Below are 12,601 nucleotides of genomic sequence, written 5' to 3' on the forward strand. Positions count from 1 at the left end.
TCCCCTACCCCATCACCCGCGGCAGCCACAATGCGATCTCCGGCCAGATCATCATCAGCACCACCGCCAGCAGATAGGCGGCGAGGAAGGGCACCACCCCGACGAAGACATCGGTGATCGGCCCCGCCCGCGGCCGCATGCCCTGCAGCACATACATCACCGTGCCATCGGGCGGGCTGACCTGGGCGATCTCCACCAGCATCGTCACCATCACCCCGAACCAGATCGGGTCGTAGCCGAGGGCGGTGACGATGGGGAAGACCACCGGCACGGTGGTGATGATCATGGAGAACCCCTCCATGAAGGTGCCGAGGGCGAGATACAGCGCCAGGATGCAGGCCATGATCGCCCAGGGCGGCAGCGGCAGGCCGCCGATGAAGCCAGCCAGGGTCTGCGGCACGTTGATCGCGGTCAGCAGGTAGTTCAGCAGATAGGCACCGAAGATGATCAGCCCGAGCAGCGCGGTGTTGCGCGCCGTCGCCTCGGCGCTGGCATTCAGCAGGCGGAGGGTGAGCCTGCCTTCGGCGGCGGCGAAGAATGCGGCGCCGACCACGCCGAGCGCCGCCGCCTCGGTCGGGGTGGCGAAGCCGGCGTAGATGCTGCCCAGCACCAGCGCCATCAGCAGCAGGGTCGGCACCAGATCAAGCAACGCCCGCAGCTTCACCGCCAGCGGCAAACGCTCCGGCCGCGGCAGCGGGTGGGTCAGCCCATGCGCCAGGATCACCAGGATGAAAAGGCCGGTGACCAGGATGCTCGGCAGCAGCGCGGCGATATAGAGCGCGCCAACCGAGGTCTCGGTGATCAGCCCGTAGATGATGAAGGTGATCCCAGGCGGGATCAGGTTGCCGAGCGCCCCGCCGGCCGCGAGCGACCCCAGCACCATGCGCTGGCTGTAGGCGCTGTTGTTGAAATAGGGCAGCGCCACCGATCCCATCGTCGCTGCCGTGGCGACGGAGGAGCCGGAGATGGCGGAGAACACCGCGCAGGAGGCGATGTTGGTGTGGAGCAAGCCCCCGGGCAGCCGGTTCAGCCAGACGTTCAGCGCCCGGTACAGCCGGTCCGACAGCCCTGCCCGCAGCAGGATCTCGCCCATGAGCAGGAACAGCGGCACCGCGACGAGCACGAAATTCGAGGACGGCCCCCACAGGGTCTGCCCGGCGAAGGCCCACCAGGGCCGGTCGGAGAAGGTCAGGCCGATCAATATGCCGAGCAGCCCCAGCACCGCGGCGATGTAGACCCCGGCGCCGAAGAAGACGAGGAAGGCGCCGGTCAGCGCCAGGATCTCGACCACCGGCACGGCCTGGCCGCCAGTCGCCGCGGCGAAGACCGCGACACCCAGCAGCACCAGCAGCAGGACAACAGCGATCATCGCGCGGCGCCCCCGCGCGCCATCTCCACCGCTTCCAGCGCCTCCGCCGTCTCATCCTCCAGGGTGCGGGCGCCGAGCAGCCGATCCAGCTCTTCCGGCCGCCCCAGCAGCAGCGACAGCGCGCATTCGAGCGCCAGCATCAGGATCATCACGCAAAAGGCCAGGATGCCGAAGGTCCAGATGCCCTGCGGCACCACCAGCGGCACCCGCAGCGCCGAATTGTCATGCGCATCGAACAACAGGCTCTCATCGACCAGGGCCAGCGCGGACCAGGCGCAGAACGCCGCGAAGCCGCCCAGCAGCAGCAGCGCCAGCAAATGCAGCACGGCGCGCAGCTTGAGCGGCAGCCGGTTCACCCAGACATCGACGCGGATATGCGCCCGCCGCGCCAGCGCATGCGCCAGCCCCCAGGCGATGCCGGTCGCCAGCATGTAGCCGGTAATCTCGATGGTGGAGGCGGAGGAGTAGCCGAACTGCCGCCCCACCACATCGGCGGTGATGAACAGCGCGCAGGCGATGTAATTCCACCCCGCGAGATAGGCCATCACCGTGGCCGCCGCGGCGGTGCCGGTGCGCAGCCCGCGCGCCAGCCGCAACGCTAGCGGAGCCGGCAGCGCCCCGCTCACCCGCCGGCACGCACGCCGACGATGGGCGCGATCACCTGGTTGAACACCTCCCCACAGCGTGCGCCGCAGCGGCGGACGAAGCCGGGCAGCACGGTCTTTTCCAGGATCTCCCGCACCGCCGCGCGATCGGCTTCGGTGGCCGGCACCTCGGTCATTGGCCGGGCTGCCAGGGTGTGGATGCGGCAGGCCGCGGCATTGCCGATGGCGCAATCCAGCCCGTCCCGCGTCGCCGCGGCGCCCAGTTCCCACTGCTTGTCGTTCACCTCGCGCAGCGCGGCCTCGATGAAGCTCCTCACCTGCGGATCCAGCCGGTTCCACCAGGCGACATTCACCATGTAGCCGGCCAGCGCCCAGGACACCGGCAGGTTGGAGACATGCGTCGTCACCTCCGGCCAGCGCGCGGCGACACCGCTGCCGGTACCGGTGATGGCGCAATCCACCACCCCGCGCTCCAGCGCCGAATACACCTCCGGGAAGCCGATCGACACCGGCTGGGCACCCCAGGCGGTGAAGAAATCCACCAGCGAGTTGCCGAAGGTCCGCACCTTGCGGCCGCGCAGCTCGCTGAGGCTGGCGAAGGGCTGGCGGCAGAAGACCACCTGCGCCGGGAAGGGGTAGATCACCATCAACCGTGCGCCGAAGCGTTCCAGGTCGCGGTTCACCACCGGCAGCATGGCCTCGGCAATGCGCCGGGCGACGCCAATCTCGGGCGCAAGGCCGGCAAGGTCCACGCCATCCAGGATCGGCACGTCGCCCGACAGCGTCGTCAGCGTCGCCGCGGCGATATCGGCCTGGCCGGAGCGCACCAGCCGCACCAACTCAGTGCCCGAGAGGTTGCGCTCGGCATGGGTGGAAAGCTGCACCTCGATCCGGCCGCCGCTGCGCTGCCCGACCTGCTCGCGCAGGATGGGGATGTCGACGCGGGTGTATTGCGGCTGGGTCGGCAGCGGCTGGGTGACGGCCACCACCGTCACCTTCGGGCCGGCAGGCAGGCTGGCCGGCACCTGCGCCGCCGCGCCACCGGCGAGGCCGAGCGCGGCGACGGCGCCGAGCAGGAAGCGTTTCATGCGGAAGACTCCCCCAGGTCGATGATGATGTTGCCGAAATCATCCAGCGCCGCGGTGGCGCCAGGCGGGACCAGACAGGTGCAGTCGTATTCCTCGATGATTGCCGGCCCCTGGCGCGGCGCGGCGAGCGCGGCGCGCGCCAGCACCGGGGTGTCGAGCCAGCCGGCGGCACGGCCGAAATAGGCGGGGCGGGCCGGCTGTGGCGTGGCAGCGGCGGGCGGCGCCAGCCGGTCCGGCATCCGCGGCCGGTCTGGCAACCCGCGGCCAACCACCTGCAGGGCGACGATCTCCACCGGCTCCCCTGGCCCGGCGCGGTGGCCATAGGTGCGCTCATGCTCGGCACCGAAGCCTTCGGCCAGCACCGCCGGACCGTCGCCGGCGGCGAAGCCCACCTGCAGCTCGAAGCTCTGGCCCTGGTAGCGCAGGGTCGCGGCACGCTGCACGACGATGCGCTCGGGCGGGAAGCCCTGGGCGGCGAGGCGCGCCCGCGCCTCCGCCTCCAGCGCCGCAGCGGCCTCCTCCAGCGCCGCCGGATCCAACCTATGCGTCGCCCGGCGCCAGGAGCGTGCCAGATGCACCTCGACGTCCGAGGCAAGCAGCCCGACGGCGGAGAAGACCCCGGCCGAGGGCGGCACCACCACCCGCCTCATCCCGAGCGCCTGCGCCATGCCCGCGGCAAACAGTGGGCCGTTGCCGCCGAAGGCCACCAGCGCGAAGCCGCGCGGATCGCGCCCGCGCTCCGAGGATACCGCCTTGATGGCGCGGATCATGTTGGAGGCGGCGATCAGATGCGCGCCATGCGCCGCCTCCTCCGGTGTCAGGCCGAGCGGCGTGGCGATCTTCCCGGCGATGGCGGCGCGCGAGGCGGCGGCGTCGATCGGCAAAGCGCCACCGACCAGCGCCCGCGGATTGAGGTAGCCGAGCACCACATTCGCGTCGGTCACCGTCGGCTGGGCATTGCCGCGGCCGTAGCAGACCGGCCCGGGATCGGCGCCGGCGCTCTCCGGCCCCACCTGCGGCGCGCCGGCGGCATCGATGCGGATCAGCGAGCCGCCGCCGGCGCCGACCTCGGCCAGGTCGATCGACGGCACCTTCAACTGGTAGCCGGCGCCCGACAGCAGGCGGGAGCCGACCATGATGCCGCCGCCGACGCTGTATTCCGCCGCCTGCGCGACCTGGTAGTTCTCGATGACGCCGGCCTTCGCCGTGGTGCCGCCCATGTCGAAGGAGATGGCGTTGGGCAGGCCAATGCGCTTCGCCAGCGCCTGCGCGCCGATGACGCCGGCCGCCGGCCCGCTCTCCACCACCCGCACCGGCAGCCGCGCCGCCTCGGCGGCCGGCATCAGCCCGCCGGAGGATTGCATCAGCAGCAACGGCCCCTGCAGCCCCGCGGCGCGAAGGTCCTGGCCCAGCGCGCCGAGGTAGCGGCCCAGCACCGGGCCGATGTAGCTGTTGATGACGGTGGTGGAGGTGCGCTCGTACTCCTTCATCTCCGGCAACACGTCGACGCTGAGCGAGGCGGGCAGGCCGGGCGCCAGCTCGGCGATGATGGCGCCGATGCGGCGCTCATGCGCCGGGTTGGCGTAGCTGTGCAGCAGGCAGACGGCGATGGCCTCGACACCCTCGGCCAGCAACGCCTCGACCGCCGCCCTCGCGCCCGCCTCGTCCAGCGGCGTCTCGACCGCGCCGGTGTGCAGCACCCTCTCCCGTACGCCGAGGCGGAGGTGGCGCGGCACCAGCGCCACCGGCTTTTCCCAGCGCAGATCGTAGAGCCGCGGCATGCGCAAGGTGCGGATCTCCAGCACGTCGCGGAAGCCCTGGGTGGTGATGAGGCCGGTCTTCGCCCCCTTGTGCTCCAGGATGGCGTTGGAAGCGACGGTGGTGGCATGCAGCACCTCCTCCACCGCCGCCGCGGCGAAGCCCGCTTCGACGAAGAGCTGGCCGAGACCCTCGACGATAGCGCGCCCGTAGTCACCGACGGAGGAGGAGACCTTCTTCGTCCGCAGCTCGCCTTGCGGGCCGATGGCGACGAGGTCGGTGAAGGTGCCGCCGATATCGGCGGAGACGCGCCAGCTCATGCCGCGCGCTCCCGCACCACGGCCGGCAAGGGCGCGGTGCGCGCGGCGCGCATCTCCGCCCGCAGCCATTCGGTCGCCGCCTCATCCACCGCCCGGCCTTCCACCACGACGCCATGGTCGCGCCGCGCCGCCGCCACGGACACCAGCCCGTTCCGCACATCCCGCAACACCAGCGCCGGGTCACGCAGCAGCGGGTCGCCCCAGCCGCCGCCGCCCGGCACCTCCAGCCGGAACACGTCCCCATGCTTCAGGGTGATGCAGAATTTCGAGGGCAGCTTCTCCCGCCTGCCGTCGCGCAGCAGCCAGTTCATCGAGGGCGCGCCGGGCTGCCCGCCCTGCAGGCCAAAGGGCAGGAATTCGCGGCGGTCGGCACGGACCTGCAGCACCGCCTCGGCCTCCAGGAATTTGTACTCCCGCGCGAAGGGCGCGCCGCCGCGCCACTGGCCGGCGCCCATGGTATCGAGCAGGAATTCGTATTCGGTGATCTGGATCGGCTGCTCCGCCTCGGTCACCTCGATGGAGGGCGATGCCATGTTGGCGAACATGTGGGAGTTGCCGTCCAGCCCATCTCCCCAGGGCCGCCCGCCCCAGGCCGAGCAGGTGAAGTCGACGTAGATGAAGGGCTGCCTTTCCTTCGTCCAGCCACCCAGAGAAACGCCCAGGTTGCCGCCATCGCCGGCCGCGCCCACCTGCTCCGGCAGCATCATCGCCAGCGCGCCGAACAGCGTATCCACCATGCGGAAGCCGGTGAGGCCACGCGCGGCGCAGGCCGCCGGCAGCACGCCATGGGCGATGGTGCCGGCCGGGGCGATCACCTCGATGGCGCGGAAATAGCCCTCGTTGTTCGGGATATTCGCCGGCAGGATGCTGCGGATGCCGCAATAGGCGGCCGAGCGGGTGTAGCTGAAGGTGTTGTTGATCGCGCCCTTCACCTGCGGGCTGGTGCCGGTCCAGTCCACCACCATGCGGTCGCCACGCTTCTCGACGCGCACGCGCAGGGGAATGGGCTTGCCGATCTCCACCCCATCGTCGTCGATGTGGTCCTCGAAGGACCATTCGCCGTCGGGCAGCGCGCGCAGCGCGGCACGGGTCAGCCGCTCGGCGTAGTCCAGCAGCTCATTCATGTAGAAGCGGGTCTCGGCCACGCCGTAGCGCGCCACCAGCTCCTTGAAGGCGCGTTCGGCGATGGTGCAGGCGGCGAGCTGGGCGCGCAGGTCGCCGAACACCTTCACGGGCACCCGCACATTGCGGTCGATCATCATGTGCAGGGTTTCATTGGGCTTGCCGCGCTCGTAGAGCCGCAGCGGCGGGATGCGCAGTCCTTCCTGGTAGATCTCCGTGCTGTCGGAGGCGTTGGAGCCCGGGACCCGGCCGCCGACATCGGTGTGGTGGCAGATGGTGGCGGCGATTGCCACGCGCTCGCCGTTCACGAAGATCGGCTGGAACAGGAAGATATCGGGCAGGTGCATCCCGCCCTCGAAGGGGTCGTTGAGGACGAAGATGTCGCCCTCCGCCATCTCCTCGCCATAGCGCCGCATCACCGCGGCCAGCGCCTCGGGGATGCTGCCGAGGTGGCTTGGCAGGGTCAGGCCCTGGGCGACCAGCCTGCCCGCGGCGTCGCAGAACGCCGTGGAGTAGTCCATGTTGTCCTTCAGCACCGCCGAGTAGGTGGTGCGATGGATGGTCAGCGCCATTTCATCGGCGATCGAGAAGAGCGCGTTCTTGAACAGCTCGAACTCGATCGGGTCGTAGCTTCGTCCCTGCATGCGCTGCCCCTGGTCACTGGGAATGAGGGAGCATGGCACGGTTGCGACGCCGGTCCACTCCCTTCGGCGCCAGGCAATCGGCCAGCGGCAACGCCATCTGCCCGCTGCCTGTGCAGCGGCGAAAGGGTGCTGGGCATCGGCTGGGCAGTGGAGCGGGAGTTTCCGTCTTCAATCTCTGTGCTAGCCTCGGCGCCGCGATGCGATGGGGGGACCCGGTGCGACGACGAAGCGTGGTGAGCGCGGCACTGGCCGCGATGGTGCCTGGCATCGCGGCGACGCAGGCCTGGCCGGCGCGGCCGATCCGGATGATCGTCCCCTTCCCGCCCGGCGGCGGCGTCGACCTCACCGCCCGGTTGCTGGCAGAACCGCTGCAGCGGACGCTCGGCCAAATCATCGTCATCGAGAATCGCGGCGGCGCTGGCGGCGTCATCGGCGTGGAGGCGATGGCGCGCAGCGCGCCGGATGGCTACACGCTGAGCCTGACCGGCGCCGGCACCACCACCGCCGGACCGCATCTGCGGCGCCTGCCTTATGACGCGATGGCGCTGGCGCATGTCACCCGCCTCGTCCGCATGCCCTTCATCATCGCCGTGCGTAACGACCTGCCGGCCCGGACGCCGGCGGAATTCCTGGCGCTCGGCCGGCAGCGCGAGATCCGCTGGGCCTCGGGCGGCATCGGCACCAGCCAGCACCTGGCTGGCGAGCTGTTCCGGCAGATGTCCGGCATCGGCATGGTGCATGTGCCCTATCGCGGCACCGGGCCGGCGCTGAACGATCTCGCCGCCGGAGTGGTGGATGCGTATTTCGGCGATCCGGCGACGCTCGGCCTGATCCGCGGCGGCCAGGCGCGCGCCATGGCGGTGACCTCGCCGGAGCGCTGGCCGGCGCTGCCCGACGCGCCGACCGCGGCGGAGACCGTGCCGGGATACCAGGCGGAGAATTGGTACGGTCTCGCCGCACCGCCCGGCACGCCGGATGCAATCGTGACGCTGCTGTCGGAGCAGGTGCGCCAGGTGATGGCGGAGCCCGCGACCGCGCAGCGCTTCGAGGCGGCGGGGCTGCAGCCCGCAACCATGCCCGTGGCGGAGTACCGCGAATTCCTCCGCCGCGATTCCGCAACCTGGGCCCGCGTCGTGCAGGCCGGCAACATCCGGGTAGACAGCGATTGAGCAACGCACGGCTCGCCGTCGATATCGGCGGCACCTTCACCGACCTGGTGCTCGAACAGGGGGGCCGCAGCTGGTCCACCAAGCTGCTGACCACTCCCGCCGCACCGGAGCAGGCGGTGCTGGAGGGCACGCAGCGCATCCTGACCCTGGCTGGCGTCGCCCCTGCCGAGGTCGGGCTGGTGGTGCATGGCACGACGCTCGCCACCAACGCGCTGATCGAGCGCAAGGGGGCCCGCACCGCGCTGCTCACCACCAAGGGCTTCCGCGATTCCGTCGAGATCGCCTGGGAGCACCGCTTCGAGCAATACGACATCCACATGGAGCGGCCGGAGCCGCTGGTGCCGCGGCAATGGCGGCTCGGCGTGCCGGAGCGCGTGGCGGCCGATGGCGACGTGCTGCTGCCGCTGGACGAGGCTGCGGTGCGGGAGGCGGCGGCCGGGCTGCGCGCCGCCGGCATCGAATCCATCGCGCTCTGCTTCCTGCACAGCTTCACCACCGACACGCATGAACGCCGCGCCGCCACCATATTGGCGGAGGAGTTGCCCGGCGTCGCCCTCTCCCTCTCCTGCGAGGTCGCGCCGGAGATCCGCGAGTACGAGCGCGCCTCCACCACCATCGCCAACGCATACGTCCTGCCGCTGATGGCGCGGTACCTGGGCGCGCTGGAAGCGGGGTTGCACGACGCCGGGCTCGCCGCGCCGCTGCTGCTGATGATGTCCTCCGGCGGCGTCACCACCGTCGAGACCGCGCGCCGCTTCCCGGTGCGGCTGGTGGAGAGCGGCCCCGCCGGCGGCGCGATCCTGGCCCAGGCGGTTGCCGCCGAATGCGGCATCGCCCGTGCCGTCGCCTTCGACATGGGCGGCACCACGGCGAAGCTGACGCTGCTCGACGATCTGGAACTGAACCGCTCCCGCCAGTTCGAGGTGGCGCGGGCCTACCGCTTCATCCAGGGCAGCGGGCTACCGGTCCGCATCCCGGTGATCGAGCTGGTGGAGATCGGCGCCGGCGGCGGCTCCATCGCCCGGGTCGACACCCTCGGCCGCATCCAGGTCGGCCCCGACAGCGCCGGCAGCGTCCCCGGCCCCGCCGCCTATGCCCGCGGCGGCACCGAGCCGACCGTCACCGACGCCGACACCGCCCTTGGCCGGCTGGACCCGGAGCGCTTCGCGGGCGGCACCATGACCCTCGACCGCGGCTTGGCCGAACGCGCCCTGGCGCCCATCGCCACCGCCCTCGGCACCCATGCCGCCGGTGCGGCTGCCGGCATCGCCGAGATCGTCGACGAGACCATGGCCAGCGCCGCCCGCGTCCATGCCGTGGAGAATGGCAAGGATACCGCCGAGCGCACCCTCATCGCCTTCGGCGGTGCCGCGCCGCTGCATGCCGCCCGCCTCGCCCGCAAGCTCGGCATGCGCCGGGTGGTGGTGCCGGTCGGCGCCGGGGTCGGTTCGGCGTACGGGTTCCTCCGCGCGCCCATCGGGTATGAGGTGGTCCGCACCCGCCACACCCGCCTCGACGCCTTCGACCCTGAGGCGCTCGACGCCCTCTTCGCCGCCATGCGGGCGGAGGCGGAGGCGGTGGTGCGCCTCGGCGCGCCCGCCGAAACCCTGGTCGAGACCCGCACCGCCTACATGCGGTACCGCGGCCAGGGGCATGAGATCGCCGTGCCCGTCACCAGCCTCGACGCCGCCAGCCTGCGCGCCGGCTTCGATGCCGGATACGCCACGCTGTTCGGCCGCACCATCCCACGGCTGGAGGTGGAGGTGCTGACCTGGACCCTGGCCCTGGCCACCCACCGCCCCCTGCCCGCCCCGGTGCCCGAGGTGGCGACGCTGCCCGGCCCAACCCCAGCCGGCCACCGCAACGTCCTCGACCCCGCCAGCGGGTTGCTGGAGGAAGCGGCGGTGATCGAGCGCCGCACCCTCCACCCCGGCATGCGCTTCGACGGCCCGGCGCTGGTGGTGGAGGACGAGACCACCACCATCGTCCCGCGCGGCTTCGCCTGCCAGCTGAACGCCCTGCGCCAGCTGATCCTGGAGGATTTCGCATGACCGCCAGCCATGCGCTGACCGACATCCGCCTGCAGGTGATGTGGAACCGCCTGCTCTCGGTGGTGGAGGAACAGGCGCGCGCCCTGGTCCGCACCGCCTTCTCCACCAGCGCGCGGGAGGCCGGGGACATCTCCGCCGGGGTCTTCGACCTGGAGGGGCGGATGCTCGCCCAGGCGGTCACCGGCACGCCGGGGCATGTGAATTCCATGGCCCGCAGCGTGGTGCATTTCCTGCGGGAATTCCCCGCCGAGACCATGCGCCCCGGCGACCATTTCATCACCAACGACCCGTGGAAGGGCACGGGGCACCTGTATGACATCGTCATCACCTCACCCGCCTTCCATGACGGGCGGCTGGTGGCGCTGTTCTCCTGCACCACCCATGTCGTCGACATCGGCGGCCTCGGGCAGTCGCCGGACGGGCGGCAGGTGTTCCATGAGGGGCTGTTCATCCCCCTGCTGCCGCTGGTCCGCGCCGGCAGCTTCGACGAAAGCCTGATGCGCATAGTCCGCGCCAATGTGCGCGAGTCGGTGCAGGTGGAGGGCGACATCCACGCCCTGGTCGCCTGCAACCAGGTGGGCGAGCGAAGGCTGTCCGCCATGATGACGGAACACGGCATCGCCACGCTGGATGCGCTGGGGGAGCATATCATCACCCGCTCCGCCGCCGGCATGGCCCGCGCCATCGCCGCCCTGCCGCAGGGCACCTGGCAGGGGGCGATGCGGATCGACGGCTATGATGCGCCGATCGACCTGACCGCCGCCGTCAGCATCGCCGGCGACCATGTGGCGGTGGATTTCGCGGGGTCCTCCGCCGCCTCCTCCTACGGGATCAACTGCCCGCTTTGCTACACCGAGGCCTACACGGCCTTCGGGGTGAAATGCCTGGTCGCGCCCACCATCCCGAACAATGCCGGGACGCTGGACGCCATAAGGGTGACGGCGCCGGAGGGCAGCATCGTCAACGCCCCCTGGCCGGCGGCGGTGAATGCGCGGTCCACCATCGGCCATATGCTGCCGGACGTGGTCTATGACGCGCTGCACCAGTGCATGCCCGGGCGGGTGCCGGCGGAGGGGACCAGCAATCTCTGGAACCTGAAGCTCGGCGCCGGGCACGGCATGACCGGCACCGGAGGCGCGGCGGGCGGCAACGCCCCGGTTTCCGCCCCCTTCATGGTGACGACCTTCCATTCCGGCGGCGCCGGGGCTCGGCCGAAGCAGGACGGGCTTTCCGCCACCCCCTTCCCCTCCGGCGTGCGCAACGTGCCGGTGGAGATCACCGAGACCATCGCCCCGGTGGTGATCTGGACCAAGGAATACCGGGAGGATAGCGGCGGCGCGGGGGCGCAGCGCGGCGGCCTCGGCCAGGTGATGGAGGTGGAGCACCGCCACGGCGCGCCCTTCGGCATCTTCGCCACCTTCGAACGGGTGAAATACCCCGCCCGCGGCCGCGACGGCGGCGGGAATGGGGCGAAAGGCCGGCTGTCCCTGGCCAATGGCACGGAGATGAAGGGCAAGGGATTCCAGGTGATCCCGGCCGGGGAGCGGCTGGTGGTGGAAATGCCGGGCGGCGGCGGGTACGGCCCGGCCTCGGCGCGCGACCCGGAGGCGCTGGCGCGGGATGTGGAGCGGGGGCTGGTGAGTGAGGCCGCCGCTGAGACGCAGTACGGGTTTAAGAAGTAAGAACGGGGGAAGGCACTTCCCCCGTACCCCCTTCGTTTTCTGTGGGTTTTTCCTCATGGGGGTGCCAGCCGCTTCGACCAGACTTGGCGGCCGCCGGCGTGTTGGAGGCATTTGCCCAGCAAGGTGAGCAATCCGGGCGGCGGGCGCTGCCGCGGCAGGCGATTCAGCACCTCATCGATGGTGGCCAGCAGGGATTGGGACAAATCCCGGTTCGGCATGAACCAGGGCAGCATCGGCAAGGCACTCAGCAGGCCAAGCTGGCGGGCAAGGTCGATGCCTTCCATGCCCAGCATGCGCATGGCGCGGCGGGCCAGGCGGCAGATCCAGTATTCCATGGCGCGGAGGGCGGAGGCGGCGTCCGCGGCGGTGAGCGCGCGGAGCAAACGCGACCAGACACCCGCATGGGCGAGGCGGCGGAAGTGGCGGGCGATGCTGAGGGGCTTGGCGTCCGTCTCCGGCAGTTCGCCCCAGGGGCAGCCGGTGACGCAGGCATAGAGCATGGCGTCCATGCGGGCGCGTGGGTCAGCGATGGGGCGGCCGGCAGTGCGGGAGGCAGAGGGATCGGCGCGCGGCAGGTGGGGCGCCAGGGCGGCCCATTCGGTGTCGGTCAGCGGGGTCCAGGGACGGCGGGGGGTAAAGTGGCGCATGGGCGGTGTCCAAAGCGAGCCGGCGAATAAGCCTTACTCACCCACCAAAATCAAGAAAATTTTCCTATTGCCCCTCTCCCGCCGGCGCACGACAATATTATACCGCCGAGCCAAAATATTGGCCCATCCGGCGGAGCCGCGAGTGC

The 12,601-nt window shown here is 70.9% G+C and carries 9 protein-coding genes; 3 read left to right on the forward strand and 6 right to left on the reverse strand.

Going from position 1 to position 12,601, the window contains the following annotated elements:
• Nucleotides 1-4: 4 nt before the first annotated feature.
• Genes H7965_RS14940 through H7965_RS14960 form a run of 5 tightly spaced genes read right to left on the reverse strand, consistent with a single transcriptional unit; the run spans nucleotide 5 to nucleotide 6,906 of the window.
• A complete protein-coding gene (locus H7965_RS14940; RefSeq protein WP_186771388.1) occupies nucleotides 5-1,369 on the reverse strand; it encodes a TRAP transporter large permease in 1,365 nt (454 codons plus the stop codon).
• Nucleotides 1,366-1,995, reverse strand: a complete 630-nt coding sequence (locus H7965_RS14945; protein ID WP_186771389.1) for a TRAP transporter small permease subunit — start codon at nucleotides 1,993-1,995, stop codon at nucleotides 1,366-1,368. Before H7965_RS14945 ends, H7965_RS14940 begins: the two co-directional genes overlap by 4 nt.
• A complete protein-coding gene (locus tag H7965_RS14950; RefSeq protein ID WP_186771390.1) occupies nucleotides 1,992-3,062 on the reverse strand; it encodes a TRAP transporter substrate-binding protein in 1,071 nt (356 codons plus the stop codon). The genes H7965_RS14945 and H7965_RS14950 overlap by 4 nt, the downstream gene beginning before the upstream one ends.
• Nucleotides 3,059-5,140: a hydantoinase/oxoprolinase family protein gene (locus H7965_RS14955; protein WP_186771391.1), complete on the reverse strand. Its 2,082-nt coding sequence runs from the start codon at nucleotides 5,138-5,140 to the stop codon at nucleotides 3,059-3,061. The genes H7965_RS14950 and H7965_RS14955 overlap by 4 nt, the downstream gene beginning before the upstream one ends.
• Nucleotides 5,137-6,906 carry a hydantoinase B/oxoprolinase family protein gene (locus tag H7965_RS14960; RefSeq protein ID WP_186771392.1) on the reverse strand — a complete coding sequence of 590 codons (1,770 nt, stop codon included), beginning with the start codon at nucleotides 6,904-6,906 and terminating at the stop codon, nucleotides 5,137-5,139. The genes H7965_RS14955 and H7965_RS14960 overlap by 4 nt, the downstream gene beginning before the upstream one ends.
• A 215-nt stretch (nucleotides 6,907-7,121) precedes the next feature.
• On the opposite strand from H7965_RS14960, the gene H7965_RS14965 reads away from it, so the two are divergent.
• Genes H7965_RS14965 through H7965_RS14975 form a run of 3 tightly spaced genes read left to right on the forward strand, consistent with a single transcriptional unit; the run spans nucleotide 7,122 to nucleotide 11,808 of the window.
• A complete protein-coding gene (locus H7965_RS14965; protein ID WP_186771393.1) occupies nucleotides 7,122-8,075 on the forward strand; it encodes a Bug family tripartite tricarboxylate transporter substrate binding protein in 954 nt (317 codons plus the stop codon).
• Nucleotides 8,072-10,126 (forward strand): hydantoinase/oxoprolinase family protein, encoded by a 2,055-nt coding sequence (locus tag H7965_RS14970; protein WP_186771394.1) that lies wholly within the window; start codon nucleotides 8,072-8,074, stop codon nucleotides 10,124-10,126. The genes H7965_RS14965 and H7965_RS14970 overlap by 4 nt, the downstream gene beginning before the upstream one ends.
• Nucleotides 10,123-11,808 (forward strand): hydantoinase B/oxoprolinase family protein, encoded by a 1,686-nt coding sequence (locus H7965_RS14975; protein ID WP_186771395.1) that lies wholly within the window; start codon nucleotides 10,123-10,125, stop codon nucleotides 11,806-11,808. Before H7965_RS14970 ends, H7965_RS14975 begins: the two co-directional genes overlap by 4 nt.
• Nucleotides 11,809-11,861: 53 nt before the next feature.
• Here H7965_RS14975 and H7965_RS14980 read toward each other — a convergent pair whose 3' ends face one another.
• Nucleotides 11,862-12,455 (reverse strand): transposase, encoded by a 594-nt coding sequence (locus H7965_RS14980; protein WP_186771396.1) that lies wholly within the window; start codon nucleotides 12,453-12,455, stop codon nucleotides 11,862-11,864.
• Between the last annotated feature and the right edge of the window lie 146 nt (nucleotides 12,456-12,601).

Source organism: Siccirubricoccus deserti, assembly GCF_014283215.1.
Lineage (GTDB): Bacteria > Pseudomonadota > Alphaproteobacteria > Acetobacterales > Acetobacteraceae > Siccirubricoccus > Siccirubricoccus deserti.

Excerpts from the sequence above, each read along its gene's own strand:
- H7965_RS14950 (WP_186771390.1), bottom strand. The coding sequence starts at position 3,062 with ATGAAACGCTTCCTGCTCGGCGCCGTCGCCGCGCTCGGCCTCGCCGGT.
- H7965_RS14955 (WP_186771391.1), bottom strand. The coding sequence starts at position 5,140 with ATGAGCTGGCGCGTCTCCGCCGATATCGGCGGCACCTTCACCGACCTC.
- H7965_RS14960 (WP_186771392.1), bottom strand. The coding sequence starts at position 6,906 with ATGCAGGGACGAAGCTACGACCCGATCGAGTTCGAGCTGTTCAAGAAC.
- H7965_RS14975 (WP_186771395.1), top strand. The coding sequence starts at position 10,123 with ATGACCGCCAGCCATGCGCTGACCGACATCCGCCTGCAGGTGATGTGG.
- H7965_RS14940 (WP_186771388.1), bottom strand. The coding sequence starts at position 1,369 with ATGATCGCTGTTGTCCTGCTGCTGGTGCTGCTGGGTGTCGCGGTCTTC.
- H7965_RS14980 (WP_186771396.1), bottom strand. The coding sequence starts at position 12,455 with ATGCGCCACTTTACCCCCCGCCGTCCCTGGACCCCGCTGACCGACACC.